Source organism: Synechococcus sp. LA31, from assembly GCF_018502385.1.
Taxonomy (GTDB): Bacteria; Cyanobacteriota; Cyanobacteriia; order PCC-6307; family Cyanobiaceae; genus Vulcanococcus.
Map to the genome: position 1 here is coordinate 1626859 of NZ_CP075523.1, position 16918 is coordinate 1643776.

The window sequence follows — 16918 nt, forward strand, 5'->3', positions numbered from 1 at the left end:
CCGGTATGGCGAGCAGAAGAGTCCGCAATGGACCTTCTGAAGGTTGATTTAAGGATCGGTTATCAAATAACCCGCACAGGGTTATCAGCCTGCCGCGTTGCCGCGGCGGGAGGGCAGCGCCAGAGGTGTCCATCCGGGGGGACAGTGCAGCGCATCGCGATGCATCACGAAAGCCCCAGGCTCACCCAGGCCAGTACAGGCAACACCACGAGGCACATTGTCTTCGGCCTGCACTTCGGCCACGTAACGCAGCTCACCACCGCGGGGGATCAGCAGTAGCTGCACACGATCTGGAGCCTCGCTGACGCGAACGTCCATGTCTTCCGGGGGCTCAAGACCGAGCACATCCAGATAGCCGGTGAAGCCACCCCAGTAATACCTGGTGATCTCACCGCCCACAAACTGGCCCAGCACCGCAGAGGCACGGGCACGCCCATCCTGCCGAGCTTCCTGGCTGGCGAGATCAGCCAACACCCGATCGGTGGCATTGCCTGTGCGGCTGGCCGGTGGCGGCACCAGCCGTAACTGCACCAGACCGGCCAGGCCAAACAGGCCTAACAGTGTGAGCACACTGAAGCGCAGAGCGATGGGCATGCGTATTGCCAACCCAGCCTGAGGACGCGGGGACGCTAGCCCCAGATGCCCTGTTCGGCTGCCTGCCCCACCACAGCGCACAACCAGCCGTTACGCAGCTCGCAATGACTCGCCGGTTGCCATCCCTCCTGGAGGTGGGACAACTCCTGCTGCTCGGCGTTCCAGCACCAATGGCGCAGATCGCTCGCCAAGCTGCTGCGCCTCCACTTGATCGCAGCCTCCTTACGCACCCAGCTCTCCAGCACCAATGCCGCACGCAAGGCTGAATCGTGAAGCTGTAGCTGCTGCCACTCCTGCTTCGGGAAGAAGCGACGGGCCAGAAGATCGGCCTGTATGGGACGCGCCTGCCGCTCCAAATCCACCCCGATCGTCCAGGGAGACCAAGCCAGCAGCACTTGATCGCCGCTATGGCTGAGGCTCACATAGCCGTGGCCCTGCTGAAGGGTGGGCGCCTCCCCAGGCGGGCTGTGCAGGGGCACCGCTGCTGCGGGCAGCGACAGCACCCCCGCCAACTGGCGCCGCAGCAGGCTGCGGCTACGCAGGTAACGCTTCTGCACCGGCGCGGGCAACGCCTGGCTCCAGCCTTGCTCCGACTGGGATACGGGCCATCCATCGCCGGCTGCCAGAGGGAGCAACCAAAGGTGGGGTTGCTGACGCCGGGGCTGCACCGGGGTCCCAACAGCTCCCCTTAGGCTCCGCCGAGTGTGTTGTTCCCCCGCCATGGCGCTGCAGATCGGTGATGCCGCTCCCGACTTCACCCTCCCCGACCAAAACGGCAAGGAGGTGAGTCTGGCCGGCTTCAAGGGCCAGCGTGTGGTGATCTACTTCTATCCGAAGGACGACACGCCCGGGTGCACCAAGGAAGCCTGCAACTTCCGCGATCAATGGTCTGCCTTCGAACAGCACAACATTGCTGTGCTCGGCATCAGCAAAGACGGTGCCACCAGCCACAACAAATTCATCAGCAAATACGAGCTGCCCTTCACCCTCCTCACCGACGCCGAGCCGTGCCCGGTGGCCGAGAGCTTTGGCAGCTATGGCCTCAAGAAATTCATGGGCCGTGAATACATGGGGATGATGCGCCACACCTTCGTGGTGGATGCAGACGGCAAGATCGAGAAGGCCTACACCAAGGTGAAGGCCGAAACCATGGCCGACGACATCCTGCGCGACCTGGCCCTGGCCTGATCAGCCCCCTCAGCGCAGCAGCCCGACGACCGGAAGTGCGGCCAAAGCCTCAAGGGCCAGATCAGGAGCCAAAACGGGCCGCACCTGCTGCTCCTCCAGCAACGGCATCAACTGCGGTCCGTCACCGCCGGTGAGCCAGAGGGCCAAGTCGACACTCCCGACCTGCGCCCGTAGCGTGCTCCAGGCCTGCAGGATCGCCCCAGCCACGGCACGGCGGCAGCCCTCTTCCATGGCAGCTGCGGTTTGCCGCGGCCATGCCTCACCAGAGCCGGCCCCGGCGGGCTGCAACAGGGGTAACTGCGCAGTAGAGCCGCCCAGCCCGCGCAATTGCAGGGCCACACCAGCGCTGATCAGCCCCCCTTGAAAGCGGCTCTGCGCATCCACCCAGGTGAGGCTGAGCGCGGTGCCGGCATCGGCCACCAACACGCCGTGCCCCTGTTGCTGGCTGGCACGCCAGCCCACGAGGGCCCGATCGATTCCTAGCCAGGCCGGTCGATCCTTCAAGGGAATATCGCCAAGGTCGATCCTGCGGACCAAGGGGTTAGGAGCGGGCTCGGGCAAAGGCCCCACAGCGGCCCAGGCCTGCAAGCCTTGCTGTTGTGCCGGATCCAGTCCCTCGCTGGGAGCAGTGTGCCAACAGCGCAAGCCGTTGCCACTGGTCTCAGCCCAATGCCAGCGGCTGTTGCCGATCAGCAACAGCCGAGCCATTCAAATGCCCTCACCGGCCATCCCCGGCAGATGAATGCCGCACTCCTGCTTGAGCCCCCCGAAGCGGGTGGCGCGGCCACTGAGACCGCCATCATCCGGACCGCTGGAATGCCAGTCGCCCACGGTGGAATATCCCTGCTCAAACAAGGGGTGCTGGGGCAGCCCGTGCTCCTGCATGTAATAGAAGACATCTTTAGTGCTCCAGGACAGTAGGGGCCGCAGCGACCAGCGCCCCCGCACCTCCGCCAGCGGTTGCATCGTGCTGCGGTGATCGGTTTGGCGGCCGCGCACACCGCTGGCCCAACAGCGAACGTTGAGCGCCTCCATGGCCTGATCCAGGGGCTCCACTTTGCGGATGCGCAGGTAGGCCTCCATATCTTCAACGCGGCCGGTCTCCCAGAGGCGTCCATACAGGGCCTCCATTCGCGCTGGGCTGATCTGGGCTTGGGCCACATGCACCTGCAGCCCCAGCAGCTCGATCATGGATTCCGCGTAGCGGTAGGTCTCGGGCGGTAGATACCCCGTATCCACCCAGATCACCGGCACAGCCTTCTCCAGCTGGCTGACGAGGTGCAGCGACACCGCCGCCTGGATACCAAAACTGGTGGTGAGGGCGAAACCATCGCCAAACTGCGCGAGCCCCCAGCGCAGCGCCCCCAGCGCGTCACACGATTCCAGCTCGGCGCAGGCCTGCTGCACATCCATGGACGCCTTGGGGGTGGCCGAGGTGCTCGTCATCTCCTCATCCTCCAATGCCAGGGGTGATGGCTTCCGCAGCCAAAGCTGCTGGTTAGGGTTCGCGGAACACAAGAAGCCCGATCGGAACCGTGCCGCCAGTCGAGGCCAAAAAGCAGCCCATTGTTGTGGTGGGTGGAGGTTTCGGCGGGCTGAGCGCCGCTCTGGAACTGGCAGCCAACGCCAGCGACATCCCGGTGGTGCTGATTGAGCCCCAGGAGCGCTTCCTCTTCCTGCCGCTGCTTTACGAGCTGCTCAGCCGAGAATTGCGGCGCTGGGAAGTGGCGCCGCCCTACCGGGAGCTGCTGGCGGGCAAAGGCGTGGTGTGGCTGCAGGATCGCGTCAGCCAGATCGACAGCAGCACGCAGCTGTTGTGCACCGAAGGAGGCCAGCAGCTGCACTACAGCCAGCTCGTTCTGGCCACCGGCGGCAAACCCTGCACCTATGGCATTCCCGGGGTGGTCGAGCACTGCCTTGGCTTCCGCAGCCTGGCCGATGTGGAGCAGCTGCAACAGCTCGTGCAGCGCCTGCGCGAGCAACAGCGCCCGCTGCAGCGCATCGTGATCGTGGGTGCCGGGGCCAGCGGCGTGGAGCTGGCCTGCAAGCTGGCCGATCTGCTCGACGGAGCCGCCGTTGTGGAACTGATCGAGCAAGGAGAGGAGCTCCTGCCGGCAGCCCGCTCCTTCAACCGCGATCAAGCGCGCGAAGCGCTGCTCAAGCGCGACATTCGCCTGCGTACCGGCACCCGGGTGATGGCCGTCGGCCCCACCTCCCTCACCCTGCAGCGCGGCGATGGAGCCAGCCAGGAGGAGCTCAGCTGTGATGGAGCGATCTGGACAGGCGGGGTCGTGGGCTGTGTCCCCCCGATCACGCCAGTGGTGGAACGCGACCAGCGCGGCCGGCTGCAATGCGATGAGACCCTGCGGGTTCTCGGTGCCGAGCACCTCTTTGCAGTGGGTGATGCGGCGGTCTGCCCCGATGCTTTCGGCGGCAGTTACCCCGCCACCGCCCAGGTGGCTTATCAGCAGGCCAGCTGCGTAGCCGCCAACGTGCTGCGAGAGCAGCGGGGCGAGGAGCTCGCACCCTTCATCTGGAAGGATCTGGGCGAAATGCTCGGGCTGGGCATGGGCCAAGCCACCCTCACCGGCATGGGAATCACCCTGGCCGGCCCCGCTGCCTTTCAGCTGCGGCGGCTGGCCTACTTAGCCCGGATGCCGGGCCTGCAGCATCAGCTGCGCGTAGCCGGCGGCTGGCTGGCCGATTGGTTCTGACTCACAGACACGCTCCGCCCATGACCGATGCCCGCAGGCCCGAGGGATTGCTGCTCGATGCAATGGGCACCCTGATCGGACTGCGGCGCTCCGTAGGCAGCACCTACGCCGCCTTTGCCGCCGAGCACGGGGTGAACGTGGAAGCTGAAGCCATCAATGCGGCATTTCCCCGCCTGTTCCGCGCTGCACCGCCGCTGGCCTTCCCGGGGCTGGAGGGGCAGGCGCTCCAAGCAGCTGAGCAGCGCTGGTGGGTTGAGCTGATTACGGCCACCCTCCAGGCCTGCGGTCATCACGAGGCACTGCCAGCAGGGCTGGGGCCATCGCTGTTTGAACATTTCGCCGCGGCCGAACCCTGGCAGGTGTACGACGACGTTTTGGAGTATCTCCGGCGCTGGCGCGACGCTGGGCTCAAGCTTGCGGTGGTGAGCAACTTTGATCAACGCCTGCATCGGCTGCTTGAGGCACTGGAGCTAGCGCCGCTGTTCGATGCGGTGGTGGTGTCGTCACAGGTCGGGGCCGCCAAACCCAACCCGCTGCCCTTCCACAAAGCCCTAGAACTGCTCAACCTGCCGGCGGCCTCGGTGTGGCACATCGGCGACAGCCCTGAGGATGAGGCCGGAGCCCGAGCGGCTGGAGTGCACTGCGTGTTGATCGAGCGGCATCAACCCGCTGGCACCCCCGGCGGCGCCGCTTGAAGCAAACCGCCCTGCTAGGCCGCACTGCCGGCCTCCGCCCCGCCCAGAGCCGGCGGCTGGAGCGCCTCAGCCACCGCCGCCACCCGGAGGCCTTCGGAGCCGACCTCTTGACCCTGCAACGGCTGGCGGCGGAGAGCACGGAGCTGGAGTTACCCCTGAGCCTGGTGATCGATGGCCGCGGCCTCTGCCGGCTGCTGTGGGTCGGCCCCTTGGAGCAATCGGGCCGGCTCCTGGAGCGGTTGCCAGGCGGTCCCCGACGCCAAGGCAGCGATCTACGGCTGATCACCTGTGTGGGACGCGCCAAGCAGCTCGAACCCCATGGCAGTGAGGCCGTGGTGGGGCTGGATCTCAACCCACAGTTCTGGCTGCGCTTCAGCGCCCATCCTCAGCCCGGCGGCCACTGGCCCGCCGCCGCCTATCGGCCGGGCGGCGATCCAGCCCATCCCTGGCAACCCCAAACCGAAGCCGATTTAGGCGAGCTCTGCCAGTGGATTCCACCGGAACGTGATGCAGCACCTCCTCCGCCCACCGCCAACCGCAGCGGCCAGGAGCAGGTGCTGTTGCTTGTACTCAGCCCGGGCGATCCAGAAGCAGCCCGCCGCGAGATCGCCGAGCTGGAAGGCCTGGTCCGCAGTGCCGGATCACAGCCTGTTGGTCTGGTGGTGCAACGCAAAGCCTCCGGATCAGCCCAGACACTCTGGGGCGAGGGAAAACTCCGCGAAGCTGCGCTGGAGGCCAGGCGGCTGGGAGCTTCCCTGGTGGTCACCGACCGCGAACTCACGCCCGCCCAGGCACGCAACTTGGAGCGGCTGCTCGATTTGCCGGTGAGCGATCGCAGCGAGCTGATTCTTGACATCTTTGCCCAACGGGCCGCCAGTGGCGCCGGCCGGCTGCAGGTGGAGCTAGCCCAATTGCGCTACCGGTTACCCCGGCTGGTAGGGCGGGGCCTGAGCCTCTCGCGCCAGGGGGGAGGGATCGGCACACGCGGCCCCGGTGAAACGCAGCTGGAGAAAGACCGCCGCGCCATCGCACGCCGCATCGACAAACTGCAGCGCGACGTGCAAAAGCTGCAGGAGCACCGGGCTCGTATCCGCAGCGGCCGCCATGGCCTGCAGCGCTTCGCGCTGGTGGGCTACACCAATGCCGGCAAGAGCTCCTTGCTCAATGCCCTCAGCAAACCGGCAACAGGGGAAGGGGTGCTGGCGGAGAACAAATTGTTCGCCACCCTCGATCCCACCACGCGCCGCATCAAGCGGCCCGACCCTGCCGGTGGCCCACCGCAGACGCTGCTGCTCACCGACACCGTGGGCTTCATTCGTGCCCTGCCACCGCCGCTGGTGGAAGCCTTCCGCTCCACGCTCGAGGAAACGCTGGACGCTGATCAGCTGCTGCTGGTGGTGGATCTCGCCGACCCTGGCTGGGCCGACCAGCTGCGCACGGTGCACGCCATCCTTGATGAGCTGGGCAGCGACACACCCCGCCGCCTGATCGGCAACCAGATCGACCGCTGTCCCGCCGCAGCCCTGGAGCAGGCGCTGGCACTCGATGCGCAGGCCCTGTTTGTGTCCGCCACGGGCGGACTCGGGCTGGAGCGTCTGCGCGAGTGGCTTTTCAGAGAACAGACACAGGCGGCTTGACGTCAGTTGCGCCGCTGGCTATGGCACCATTTGGCCCTTCCCCCACCCGGCTTCATGGCGCTCCAACTGGGCGACACCGTCCCCGACTTCACCCAGAACTCTCAGCTGGGTCCGATCAACCTGTACGACTTTGCTGGCAACAGCTGGGTTGTGCTCTTCTCCCACCCCGCCGACTACACCCCGGTGTGCACCACCGAGCTGGGTGAAGTGTCGCGCCTGCGCCCCGAGTGGGAGAAGCGCAACGTGAAGACCATCGCCCTGAGCGTTGACTCCGCCGAGAGCCATGGCGGCTGGATCTGCGACATCAACGAGACCCAGAACACCACGGTCGACTATCCGATCCTCGCCGACGAGGACAAGAAAGTGAGCGATCTCTACGGGATGATCCATCCCAATTCGCTCAACAACCTCACGGTGCGTTCGGTGTTCATCATCGACCCCAACAAGAAGCTGCGTCTGCAGATCACCTACCCCGCCAGCACCGGCCGCAACTTCCACGAGATCCTGCGGGTGATCGACTCCCTGCAGCTCACCGACCACCACCAGGTGGCTACTCCAGTGAACTGGACCGACGGCAACGACTGCGTGGTGGTGCCCTCCATCCCCACCGAGGAAGCCCGCAACAAGTTCCCCAAGGGCGTCACCGAGATCAAGCCTTACCTGCGTATGACCCCGCAGCCCAATAAGTGAGCCACTAAGCCTCGCCTCAATGCACTGGCCCCCGGGAGAATGCCCGGGGGCTTTTTTGTGGCCATGCGGGTGTTGGGTCTGATGAGCGGCACCAGCGCCGACGGCGTGGATGCCGTGCTGGCGGAGTTTGCGGGTCCGCCGCGTCGCCCACGCTGGCGGCTGCTCAGCCGCGCGGCTCTGCCCTATCCAACCGCCCTGCGCCGGCGCCTGATCGCCATCGGCCAGGGGCAGCCGCTCGTGGCGGCGGAGGTGCTTGAGCTCGGCGAAGCGCTCACGCAGGTGCAGGCCGAGGCAGCACGGGCTTGCGATCCAGAGGGACGCGCCGCACTGGTGGGTTGTCACGGCCAGACGGTCTGGCATCGGCCGCCCCTTGCCAACCAACGCGGTTGCAGCTGGCAGCTCCTACAGGGGCCGCTGCTAGCTCAGCTCTTGCAACGGCCGGTGGTCTACGACTTTCGCGCCGCTGATCTGGCCCTTGGCGGCCAAGGTGCACCGCTGGTGCCCGCTGCCGATGCCGCCCTGCTGCCGGCGGCGGGGGGCTGGCGAGGGCTACTCAACCTGGGCGGCATCGCCAATCTCACCCTCCTGCCGCCCGCATCGGGCCCCGATCGGGCCGCCGCGGTGCAGGGCTGGGACTGCGGCCCCGCCAACACGCTGCTTGATCTGGCTGTGGATCACTTCAGCGGCGGCAAGCAAAACTTTGATGCCGGCGGAGCCTGGGCAGCTCAGGGAAAACCAGATGAGGCCTTGATCCAGCACTGGTTGGAGCTGCCCTACCTGCAGCAGACGCCACCCAAATCAACAGGGCGTGAGCTGTTCGGCCAGAGCGATTTGCAACAACGCCTGCATGATCTGGAGCAGAGCGCCCACCAGCGCGGCAGCAACCTGGAGCCCTCCAACGCTCTGGCAACGCTCACGGCCTTCAGCGCAGCAGTTGTGGCACAGGATCTCAACCAAAGCCCAGCCATCGTTGAGCTGCTGGTGGCGGGAGGAGGCGCTCGCAACCACACGCTGATGCGGCAGCTGCGCCGCCGCTGCCGCGGCCTGGAGCTGCGTCCGCTGGCGGAGCTAGGCATCGGCGACAGCGACCGAGAAGCGCTGGCCTTCGCGCTCCTTGCCTGGTGGCATCAACTGAGGATCCCCGGCTCGCTCCCCTCGGTCACCGGAGCATCCCAGCCAGCCGTGCTGGGGGTGTGCGCTTCTCCAGGCCAGTGAGCCCAGCGCGGGCAGATCACGTTCCGCCACGAAGCGTGGGCAGAGCTGCAGCATCTGCATAGGGTGAAGCGATCGGCCAGCAGGTTCATGAGCGCCGGCAACGCCCACGCCCTCTACGAGCGCATCCGCAGTAATCAGCAGCTCACCCAGGAGCTGTTTCGCCAGGCCCTGCAGGACCCTTCAGGCGCCCTCAGCCGCATCTGCAGCCTGGGTGAGGGCTGGGGGCTCCCCGTAAGCCGCGATGAGGTGAAGGCCCACCTGAGCACCCTTGACGACCCTGAAACCAAGCAGTGGCTGCTCAAGGCCAGGGGCGGCCTCTAACGCACTGCGCCGCGGGCGTCGATCGCCACCCATCCAGCTGAAGAACAGCCAGTAGCTCACGATCGCCAGGCCAGCCGCTACCACCAGCGCAGCCACCTGTTCAAGCCGCTTCACCATGGCGCAGGCCAGTGCGTTGACGTAAAACAGTCTGCAGGGCCGGACCGCCCAGGGGAGATGATGCACTCAGGACAGGGCCCCGGGCGCCCGCCAGCCGCATCTCCTTGCTCCGCCTCGAACGCGTCTCGAAGATTTACCCCACCGGTGAGGTGTTGCGGGATGTCACCTGGGAGGTGAAGGCGGGCGATCGCATCGGCCTGGTGGGCGTGAATGGCGCCGGTAAATCCACCCAGATGCGGATCATCGCTGGGATGGAAGAGCCCAGTAGCGGCCAGGTGGTGAAGCAGGGCGATCCCCGGATCGTGTATCTGCAGCAGGAATTTGATGTGGATGTCAGCCGCACCGTGCGGCAGGAGCTGTTCCAAGCCTTTGGCGAAGCGGCCACCGTGCTCAATCGCCAGCGGGAGGTGGAAGAGGAGATGGGCTCGGAGAAAGCCGCCGAAGACCCCGATCACCTCAACGATCTGATCCACGAACTCGGCAGCCTGCAGACCCGCTTCGAGAGCCTGCATGGCTACGAGCTCGATGCCCGCATCGACAAGCTGCTGCCCACCATCGGATTCACCCCCGAGGGTGCTGAGCAGCTGGTGGGCGATTACTCCGGCGGCTGGCAGATGCGCATCGCCTTGGGCAAGGTGCTGCTGCAGGAGCCGGATCTCTTGCTGCTCGACGAACCCACCAACCACCTGGATGTGGAGACGATCCAGTGGCTAGAGGACTATCTGGTGGGCCAGACCTGCCCGCTGGTGGTGATCAGCCACGACCGGGCCTTCCTCGATCGGGTCTGCAATCAGATCGTGGAAACCGAGCGGGGCGTCTCCCGCAGCTACCTGGGCAACTACAGCCAACACCTCGAGCTCAAGGCCCTGGAACGCGAAGCCGGCCAGGCCGCGTTTGAGCGGCAGCAAAAGGAGCTGGCCACCCAGCAGGCCTACATCGATCGCTTCCGCGCCAGCGCCACCCGCTCCACGCAGGCCAAGAGCCGGGAAAAACTGCTCGACAAGGTGGAACGGATCGAAGCACCGATCGAGAGCGTCAGCGGCCCGCGCTTCCAGTTCCCGCCAGCGCCGCGCAGCGGCCGGCTGATTGCCGAGATCAAAGACCTCAGCCACAGCTACGGCGATCAGATCTTGTTCTTGGGCAGCAACCTCGAGGTAGAGCGGGGCGATCGCATTGCTTTTGTCGGCCCCAACGGAGCTGGTAAATCCACCCTGCTGCGTCTGGTCATGGGGATCGAAAGCCCCGATGAAGGCATCGCAAGCCTCGGCGAGCACAACGTGATCGCCGGCTATTTCGAGCAGAACCAGGCCGAAGCGCTCGATCTCTCCAAAACGGTGATCGACACCCTCTTTGAAGCGGTTCCCGACTGGACCCAGAGCCAGGTGCGCTCCCTGCTGGGCAGCTTCTGCTTCAGCAACGATTCTGTGTTCAAGGAGGTTGGCAAGCTCTCCGGCGGCGAAAAGGCACGCCTAGCCCTGGCGCTGATGCTGCTGATGCCCTGCAATCTGGTGGTGCTGGATGAGCCCACCAACCACCTCGACATCCCGGCCAAACAGATGCTTGAGGATGCGCTGATCGACTACGACGGTGCCGTGCTGGTGGTCAGTCACGACCGGTATTTCATCTCGCGGGTAGCCAATAAAATCGTGGAAATCCGCGACGGCGAGCTGGTTCTCTACCGGGGCGATTACGCCTATTACCGCGAGAAGAAAGCCGAAGAGGCCACCGAGGCGGAAAGCGTTCGCCTCGCTGCCGAACAGGAGGCCAAGCGCAAGGCCAACCGGGAGAAGCAAAAGGCCAAGACCGAAGCCCGCAAGCAAAAGGCTGCCTGAGCACCAACAGGACGGCAGCCTCGCCTTGAGACGGGCACGACAAACAACTTCACAGTTCCCTAGGCAAGAGAACTCATTGCTCTTGGCCGAGACACAAAGTGTGCATACGCTGATGATTCACCCACCAGGAGAGGTCAGCGCATGGGCATCCTTCCGCATCCATCCACACCCTTCGGCGGGGCTGATCTTCTGGCCGCTGGGCAACCCAGCGGCGCTGGGGGAGACCACGATCCCGTGGAGACCTATTTCGAGTGCATCACCGCTTGTTCCCTCGACGACGGGGAGTGCGTAACGCAGTGCGTGGAGGTACTGCGCTCCACCGACAGCTCAACGTGAGCCCATCAAGGTGGAGAGCTCAACGGGCGTCACCTGCAGCCTGAGGCTCAGGCCCTGGCGCTGCACGGTGAGGTTCATCGGACGCCCCACCCCATTGCGTTCCACCAATTGGGTGAGCTGGGCTGGATCGCGCACCGGCTGCTCACCCACCGCCGTGATCACGTCGCCTGGCCTGAGACCGGCTCTGGCGGCTGGCCCCGATGGGACCACGCTGCGCACCACAGCACCGGGGCTGATCGCACCGCTACTGGTGCGCACCGCATCGAGGCCAACACCGATCATGGCGTGGCTCACGCTGCCTTTGCTCACCAGCTGCTGAGCGATGCTGCGGGCGCGATTGATCGGGATCGCAAAGCCCAGACCGGCGCCAGGCCCAGAGCGCACCAAGGTGTTGATCCCCACCACCGCGCCATCGGCATCGAGCAGCGGACCTCCGGAGTTGCCCGGATTGATGGCGGCGTCGGTTTGGATCAGCTCGAGCCGCTTGTCGGTGATGCCCAGCTTGGCGGCATTGCGGTTGAGGCTGCTCACGATGCCGAGCGTCACCGTTTGATCCAGGCCGAAAGGATTCCCAACGGCAATCACCCAATCGCCCACCTGCAGAGCCTCGGAATTGCCCAGGGGCGCCACGGGCCAACTGCCCCCCGGCAGCTGAACCACCGCCAAATCGGTGACCCGATCAGCACCCACGACCTTGCCTTCCACGCGGCGGCCATCGCTCAGGCCCACCATCACCCGATCACTGCCCTCCACCACATGGGCATTGGTGAGGAGCAGACCGCTGGATTCATAGATAAAACCGCTGCCCTGCCCCCGTTCAGTGCGCTGCGAAGGCGGGATAGCTCCACTGCCCTGGGGAAGACCAAAGAACTGGCGCAGCAATGGATCCATGAACGGGAATGGCGGCAGCACCTGCCGCCCGGGCACCACCACAGTTCGCTCGGTGTCGATGGTGACCACTGCAGGACCGCTGCGGCGCACCGCATCCGCCACAAACGACTGACGCGAGAGCACGGCATTGGCAGCAGGCGACTGCGCCAAAACAGGTGGCAGGCCGGCACCGATCAGCGTGGTGGCCAGTGCCAAAGGCAACAGCTGGAAGGGTGCAGCAGCCATACCACCCGATGATGTGAATCACGACCGTAAACAGGTTTCAGCCTGAGGCAAAGACACAGTGCCTGGTGGATTCCCCCACTGCTCGTGCCAGCAGCAGGCGCTCAGTCGCGCGATGATGGATTCAACGAGGTCATCACCATTCATCGCGTCCTTCCGGCACCCTGCCCATGAGATCCGAGCTGTTTGCCACGCTGCTGCCGCTGGTCTACGGGGCCTGTTTTCTGGGATTGCTGTGGCAAGCCTTCAAGATCATGAGCCGCGGCTTTGCAGCGGTGCCGCGCCCTGGTGACCAGCCCCGTGCGCCCCGTGGCGATCGCACAGGCCGGCTCACCATTCATCCCGAGCTTCTGGATGCCGACGGTCAGCTCACCCGCGACGACCTACTCACCGTGCGCTTCAGCGGCGACAACGAGCAGCCCGCCTCACCGAACGACCCCAGCTGAACCCGCAGGGGCCCATCAGCTGGTACAAACGTTGGGTGCTTGTGGACACAGCGGAGGCTGAGTGGAGCAAAGAACCCGGATCGTGGCTGCGGTGCTCAAGGCCATCAAGCTGCCCCCCCGCTTCCAGTTGAAGCTGGTGAAGGAAGACCCTGTACGCCTTGAGCTCATTCTCACGCCGGCCTACGGCAAGGAGCCGATCCTTGTGGGCTTGGTGGAGTCGCAAGACTTGGTGGCACGCCGCGACCGGGAAGGCCGCGTGCCTCGCGATTTGCAGGGCACCTGGGACTGGACCGTGCGCCACGGCAAGGTGAGCACCGGTGGCTGGAACCCTTATCTCAAGGAAGCCCTGCAAACGATGTTTGAAACCGGTCTGCCGGCGATCGTTTATGAGGAAACCACCGGCGAGGTCTACCACCCGGTGGATGGCGCCCGTCACGTGCGCTGATTGCAGCTGAGCGCTTCCGTGGCCCTGCCGATCGAGCCGCTGCTACCTGAGCTGGTGCAGCGGCTCACCGCAGGGAGAAGCGTGCTCCTCCAGGCCCCCCCGGGAGCCGGGAAAACCACCCGGGTGCCACTGGCGCTACTCGAGGCCTGCAGCGACAAAATCCTGATGCTCGAGCCCCGCAGGCTGGCTGCCAAGGCGGCGGCTGAGCGCCTGGCCGGCGAACTCGGGGAAACCGTGGGTGAGCGCGTTGGCTACCGGGTACGGATGGAGAGCAGGGTTTCGGCGGCCACGCGCATTGAAGTGCTCACGGATGGCCTGTTTTTACGCCAGCTGCAGGCCGATCCAAGCCTGAGTGGCGTGGGCTGCGTGATCTTCGATGAATTTCACGAACGCCGCTGCGAAGCCGATCTAGCCCTGGCCCTGCTGCGGGAAGCCAGGGAGCTGCTGATGCCTGAGCTACGGCTTCTGGTGATGTCAGCAACCCTCAACCTGCAACCCCTGGTGGAGCAACTGCCGGAGGCGGCTTTGCTCACCAGCGAAGGGCGCAGCCATCCGGTGGCCCTTAGTCATCAGCAACCGCGTGAGCGCGAACTGCTGCACGCCCAGGTGGTGCGTGCATTGGAGAGCCACTGGCTCGACCAACGGGCCGATGGCGAAACGGTGCTCGTGTTTCTGCCCGGCCAACGCCAGATTCAGCAAACCCGCGACGCCATCGCAGACACCGCCTGGGGAACGGAGCTGGAGCTCTGCGCGCTCCACGGCAACCTGCCGCTGAGCGAGCAAAGCAACGCGATTCGCCGCAGCCGCCAGCGCGCCGGGAAGGTGGTACTAGCCACGGCCATCGCTGAAAGCTCCCTCACCATCGAAGGGGTGAGCCTGGTGATCGATAGCGGTCTCAGCCGCCGCAGCCGCTTTGATCCGGTGAGCGGCATGGAGAGCCTGGTGACCGTGCTCTCCAGCCAAGCCAGTGCCGAGCAGCGGGCAGGGCGAGCCGGGCGCCTCGGGCCTGGTCGAGCCCTGCGCCTATGGAGCCCGGCGGAGCAGCAACGCCGGCCCGCCTTTGATCCGCCGGCCCTGATGGAGGCCGACCCGGCCCCACTGGTGCTTCAGCTTGCCCAGTGGGGCGCGGGTCTAGGCGAATCCTTGCCCTGGCTTGAGCCACCACCAGCCGCCCATCTGTTGGAAGGGCAGGAGCTCCTGATGCAGCTTGGCGCCCTCGATGCCAATGGCAGGCTCAACGAACACGGCCGTGCCATGGCAGCTCTCGGCGTCCACCCACGCCTGGCCCATCTGCTACTGCGGGCACGGGAGCTGGGGGCGGTGGGGCTGGGCTGCAGCCTGGCGGCCCTGCTGGGGGAACGCGATCCCTTGCGCCAACAGGAGGCCGGCAGTGATCTGATGCGCCGGATCGACTGGTTGCGCACAGCCAGCCGCGATCCACGCCGCCAGCAGCTGCGCCAGCTCACCCAACAACTTCAGCGCCAGCTGGAGTTGTTGGGTGAGGCGCCAGCAGCTCCCACCGAGCCGGTTGCGGCATTGAAAGAGCAGGCGATTGCAGCTGAGCTGATCGCCCACGCCTATCCCGAACGGGTGGCCCTGGAGCGCAGCCCAGGTTCGGGGCGTTACCTCACCCGCAGCGGCCGCGGTGCCCAGTTACCGCCGGCTGATCCGCTGCTGGGCAGCCCCGCCCTGGCCATCGCCGCCGCCGACGCCGCCAGCAGCGATGCACGCATTCAGTTGGCTCTCCCCCTGCCCGCAGCAAGCCTGATGGCCCTTGCGGTTGTTGCCGGCAGCGAGCAAGGGCGAGTGAGCTGGGACAGCCAACAGCAACGCATCCGCTGCGAACGGGAGCGATGCCTGGGCGCCCTGGTGCTGGAGCGCCGCAGCTGGCCGGATGCACCGGCCAGTGCGAGGCGGGCGGCCTTGCTGGAGGGGTTGGCGGAGCTGGGGATCGAAGCGCTGCCCTGGGACGATGTCAGCCGGCAGTTGCAGCAAAGGATCTGCCTGGCCCATCGGGAGCTGGGAGCTCCCTGGCCTGACCGCAGCCACGCCGCACTGGCGGCAGACCCTGAAGGCTGGCTGGGGGATCAGCTCGACAGCATCCGCAGCCGCAACGACCTCCAGACCCTCAACCTGGAAGAAGCCCTCTGGAGCGACCTGCCATGGGAGGCGCGGCGCACACTGGACCAGCTCCTGCCGCCAACGCTGCCGATTCCATCCGGCCGCCAGGCCCGGCTCGATTACAGCAGTGGCGAGCCTGTGCTGGCTGTGAAGCTGCAGGAATTATTCGGAGCCGCAAGCACCCCCACCGTGCTGGATGGCCGCCTGCCAGTCACCGTTCAACTCCTCTCACCGGCGGGCCGCCCAGCCGCGATCACCCAGGATTTAGAAGGGTTTTGGAGCGGGGCCTATCAGCAGGTACGCAAGGAGCTAAGGGGGCGGTATCCCCGTCACCCCTGGCCCGATGACCCTGCAAACACCCCCGCCACTGCACTCACCAAGCGAGCCTTACAGCGGCGTCAATCCCAGAGGTGATCAAAGCCGAAGTGGCGGAGGCCCTCGGCAATGCCGCTGCAACCCTCACGCGAGGCCAAATACACCGACGGGAGACGAGGCAGATGCTCCAGCAATGCCGCTTCGGCATTGGCCACCATCACACCCTTAAGGCCGGTTTCAAACATGGCCAAATCGTTGAGGGTGTCACCGGCGGTGACGACAGTGCTGCGGTCCACCTCAAGCCATTCGAGCAATGCCATCAAGGTGGAGCCCTTGTTCACCCCCGCCGGCAACAGATCGAGATAGCGGTTGTCAGACATCAAGCAATCCACGCCATGGGCCTCGAGCTGAGGGATCAACCGATGGTCAAAGCGCTCGGGATCCACGTAGTAGGCCAGCCGGCGCTCCGAATGAAGCGGCTGTTCGGTGAGGCCGGGCTGTCCCTGTAGCAGCGGCAGCAACTGCGCTTCCACCCCCTGCCAGCGGGCTTCAATCGGGTCCACCGCCAGGGGCACCGGCGCCAGGGAACAACCACAGGCCACGGTGCACCCCACATCGCTAATCACCAGATGCGGGGCTGCCAAACCGATCGGCTCGTCTTCTTGGAGCACGCGGGCAATGGAGGCCAGATCCCGTCCCGTGCAGAACACGTGCAACACCCGCTCGCGTTGCTCGGCCAACCATCGATAAAAACTGCGGCGCTCCTCGGTTGCCCCGCCGAGCAAGGTGCCATCGAGATCAGTCACCAACACCAACTCCGGCGCCTGGGGCAGCGGCGCTGAGAGCTGGCTTTCCAGCAACTGACGCGACATTACAAGCAGCGAAAAGGGGCCACAACCGTATCGCCCAACACCGTCAAGTGTCTCACATGTTTCGTTACAATTGGTTCGTTCGCGTCAATCCGATGCCCGATTCCACCTCCACGACTGCTCGCTTCGGTTTTGTGAATTTCGCCGAGACCTGGAATGGCCGCCTGGCCATGCTGGGCTTCACCATCGGCCTGGCCACCGAACTGCTCACCGGCCAAGGCATCCTCGGCCAGATCGGCCTGGGCTGAAGCACTCGGCACTCAACGTGTT

General features: G+C 65.5%; 19 protein-coding genes. 13 read left to right on the top strand and 6 right to left on the bottom strand.

Going from position 1 to position 16918, the window contains the following annotated elements; all coding sequences use genetic code 11:
• Positions 1-84 precede the first annotated feature (84 nt).
• Positions 85-594: a hypothetical protein gene (locus KJJ24_RS08785; protein ID WP_250544544.1), complete on the bottom strand. Its 510-nt coding sequence runs from the start codon at positions 592-594 to the stop codon at positions 85-87.
• A gap of 35 nt (positions 595-629) precedes the next feature.
• Positions 630-1151, bottom strand: coding sequence for a 4'-phosphopantetheinyl transferase superfamily protein (locus KJJ24_RS08790; RefSeq protein ID WP_214338112.1), 522 nt, complete (start codon positions 1149-1151; stop codon positions 630-632).
• Between the two features lie 163 nt (positions 1152-1314).
• On the opposite strand from KJJ24_RS08790, the gene bcp reads away from it, so the two are divergent.
• Positions 1315-1782 (top strand): thioredoxin-dependent thiol peroxidase, encoded by a 468-nt coding sequence (bcp, locus tag KJJ24_RS08795; RefSeq protein WP_214338114.1) that lies wholly within the window; start codon positions 1315-1317, stop codon positions 1780-1782.
• 9 nt (positions 1783-1791) lie between these two features.
• On the opposite strand, the gene KJJ24_RS08800 is transcribed toward bcp, so the two are convergent.
• Positions 1792-2490 (bottom strand): type III pantothenate kinase, encoded by a 699-nt coding sequence (locus KJJ24_RS08800; RefSeq protein WP_214338116.1) that lies wholly within the window; start codon positions 2488-2490, stop codon positions 1792-1794.
• Positions 2491-3228, bottom strand: coding sequence for a phosphoadenylyl-sulfate reductase (locus KJJ24_RS08805; protein ID WP_214338118.1), 738 nt, complete (start codon positions 3226-3228; stop codon positions 2491-2493). It lies immediately after the preceding gene.
• An 89-nt stretch (positions 3229-3317) separates the two neighbouring features.
• On the opposite strand from KJJ24_RS08805, the gene KJJ24_RS08810 reads away from it, so the two are divergent.
• From KJJ24_RS08810 to KJJ24_RS08845, 8 genes are all read left to right on the top strand, one after another.
• A complete protein-coding gene (locus KJJ24_RS08810; protein ID WP_214338119.1) occupies positions 3318-4496 on the top strand; it encodes an NAD(P)/FAD-dependent oxidoreductase in 1179 nt (392 codons plus the stop codon).
• A gap of 20 nt (positions 4497-4516) precedes the next feature.
• Positions 4517-5191, top strand: a complete 675-nt coding sequence (locus KJJ24_RS08815) for an HAD-IA family hydrolase (RefSeq protein WP_214338121.1) — start codon at positions 4517-4519, stop codon at positions 5189-5191.
• Positions 5188-6828 (top strand): GTPase HflX, encoded by a 1641-nt coding sequence (gene hflX, locus KJJ24_RS08820; RefSeq protein ID WP_214338122.1) that lies wholly within the window; start codon positions 5188-5190, stop codon positions 6826-6828. Before KJJ24_RS08815 ends, hflX begins: the two co-directional genes overlap by 4 nt.
• A gap of 54 nt (positions 6829-6882) precedes the next feature.
• Positions 6883-7518, top strand: a complete 636-nt coding sequence (locus tag KJJ24_RS08825) for a peroxiredoxin (RefSeq protein ID WP_214343510.1) — start codon at positions 6883-6885, stop codon at positions 7516-7518.
• Between the two features lie 63 nt (positions 7519-7581).
• Positions 7582-8733: an anhydro-N-acetylmuramic acid kinase gene (locus KJJ24_RS08830; protein ID WP_214343512.1), complete on the top strand. Its 1152-nt coding sequence runs from the start codon at positions 7582-7584 to the stop codon at positions 8731-8733.
• A gap of 87 nt (positions 8734-8820) precedes the next feature.
• The gene (locus KJJ24_RS08835; RefSeq protein WP_214338124.1) at positions 8821-9054 is read left to right on the top strand and encodes a hypothetical protein; all 234 of its coding nucleotides are present in this window, start codon (positions 8821-8823) and stop codon (positions 9052-9054) included.
• Positions 9055-9275: 221 nt separating this feature from the next.
• Positions 9276-11003, top strand: coding sequence for an ATP-binding cassette domain-containing protein (locus KJJ24_RS08840; protein ID WP_214338126.1), 1728 nt, complete (start codon positions 9276-9278; stop codon positions 11001-11003).
• A gap of 141 nt (positions 11004-11144) precedes the next feature.
• Positions 11145-11339 carry a hypothetical protein gene (locus KJJ24_RS08845; RefSeq protein ID WP_214343787.1) on the top strand — a complete coding sequence of 65 codons (195 nt, stop codon included), beginning with the start codon at positions 11145-11147 and terminating at the stop codon, positions 11337-11339.
• On the opposite strand, the gene KJJ24_RS08850 is transcribed toward KJJ24_RS08845, so the two are convergent.
• Positions 11331-12455, bottom strand: a complete 1125-nt coding sequence (locus KJJ24_RS08850; protein ID WP_214338128.1) for a trypsin-like peptidase domain-containing protein — start codon at positions 12453-12455, stop codon at positions 11331-11333. The genes KJJ24_RS08845 and KJJ24_RS08850 overlap by 9 nt on opposite strands.
• 167 nt (positions 12456-12622) lie before the next feature.
• Here KJJ24_RS08850 and KJJ24_RS08855 point away from each other — a divergent pair, with 167 nt between their 5' ends.
• The 3 genes from KJJ24_RS08855 to hrpB all read left to right on the top strand — a co-directional run bounded on the left by KJJ24_RS08855 (position 12623) and on the right by hrpB (position 15878).
• The gene (locus KJJ24_RS08855) at positions 12623-12898 is read left to right on the top strand and encodes a DUF2973 domain-containing protein (RefSeq protein WP_214338130.1); all 276 of its coding nucleotides are present in this window, start codon (positions 12623-12625) and stop codon (positions 12896-12898) included.
• A 61-nt stretch (positions 12899-12959) separates the two neighbouring features.
• The gene (locus KJJ24_RS08860; protein WP_214338132.1) at positions 12960-13343 is read left to right on the top strand and encodes a hypothetical protein; all 384 of its coding nucleotides are present in this window, start codon (positions 12960-12962) and stop codon (positions 13341-13343) included.
• Positions 13344-13361: 18 nt separating this feature from the next.
• On the top strand, positions 13362-15878 hold the full coding sequence (hrpB, locus tag KJJ24_RS08865; protein WP_214338134.1) for an ATP-dependent helicase HrpB: 2517 nt from the start codon (positions 13362-13364) through the stop codon (positions 15876-15878).
• Here the strand turns inward: hrpB and KJJ24_RS08870 are convergent.
• Entirely contained in the window at positions 15863-16651 is a 789-nt protein-coding gene (locus tag KJJ24_RS08870) for an HAD family hydrolase (protein ID WP_214338135.1), read from the bottom strand. The genes hrpB and KJJ24_RS08870 overlap by 16 nt on opposite strands.
• A 92-nt stretch (positions 16652-16743) precedes the next feature.
• On the opposite strand from KJJ24_RS08870, the gene KJJ24_RS08875 reads away from it, so the two are divergent.
• Positions 16744-16896, top strand: a complete 153-nt coding sequence (locus KJJ24_RS08875; protein ID WP_214338137.1) for a chlorophyll a/b-binding protein — start codon at positions 16744-16746, stop codon at positions 16894-16896.
• Positions 16897-16918: the final 22 nt, after the last annotated feature.

What these genes read in the sequence shown, in the direction of transcription:
- KJJ24_RS08785 (WP_250544544.1), bottom strand. Translation starts at nt 594, where the DNA reads ATGCCCATCGCTCTGCGCTTCAGTGTGCTCACACTGTTAGGCCTGTTT.
- bcp (WP_214338114.1), top strand. Translation starts at nt 1,315, where the DNA reads ATGGCGCTGCAGATCGGTGATGCCGCTCCCGACTTCACCCTCCCCGAC.
- KJJ24_RS08800 (WP_214338116.1), bottom strand. Translation starts at nt 2,490, where the DNA reads ATGGCTCGGCTGTTGCTGATCGGCAACAGCCGCTGGCATTGGGCTGAG.
- KJJ24_RS08805 (WP_214338118.1), bottom strand. Translation starts at nt 3,228, where the DNA reads ATGACGAGCACCTCGGCCACCCCCAAGGCGTCCATGGATGTGCAGCAG.
- KJJ24_RS08815 (WP_214338121.1), top strand. Translation starts at nt 4,517, where the DNA reads ATGACCGATGCCCGCAGGCCCGAGGGATTGCTGCTCGATGCAATGGGC.
- KJJ24_RS08825 (WP_214343510.1), top strand. Translation starts at nt 6,883, where the DNA reads ATGGCGCTCCAACTGGGCGACACCGTCCCCGACTTCACCCAGAACTCT.
- KJJ24_RS08830 (WP_214343512.1), top strand. Translation starts at nt 7,582, where the DNA reads ATGCGGGTGTTGGGTCTGATGAGCGGCACCAGCGCCGACGGCGTGGAT.
- KJJ24_RS08835 (WP_214338124.1), top strand. Translation starts at nt 8,821, where the DNA reads ATGAGCGCCGGCAACGCCCACGCCCTCTACGAGCGCATCCGCAGTAAT.
- KJJ24_RS08845 (WP_214343787.1), top strand. Translation starts at nt 11,145, where the DNA reads ATGGGCATCCTTCCGCATCCATCCACACCCTTCGGCGGGGCTGATCTT.
- KJJ24_RS08850 (WP_214338128.1), bottom strand. Translation starts at nt 12,455, where the DNA reads ATGGCTGCTGCACCCTTCCAGCTGTTGCCTTTGGCACTGGCCACCACG.
- KJJ24_RS08855 (WP_214338130.1), top strand. Translation starts at nt 12,623, where the DNA reads ATGAGATCCGAGCTGTTTGCCACGCTGCTGCCGCTGGTCTACGGGGCC.
- KJJ24_RS08870 (WP_214338135.1), bottom strand. Translation starts at nt 16,651, where the DNA reads ATGTCGCGTCAGTTGCTGGAAAGCCAGCTCTCAGCGCCGCTGCCCCAG.
- KJJ24_RS08875 (WP_214338137.1), top strand. Translation starts at nt 16,744, where the DNA reads ATGCCCGATTCCACCTCCACGACTGCTCGCTTCGGTTTTGTGAATTTC.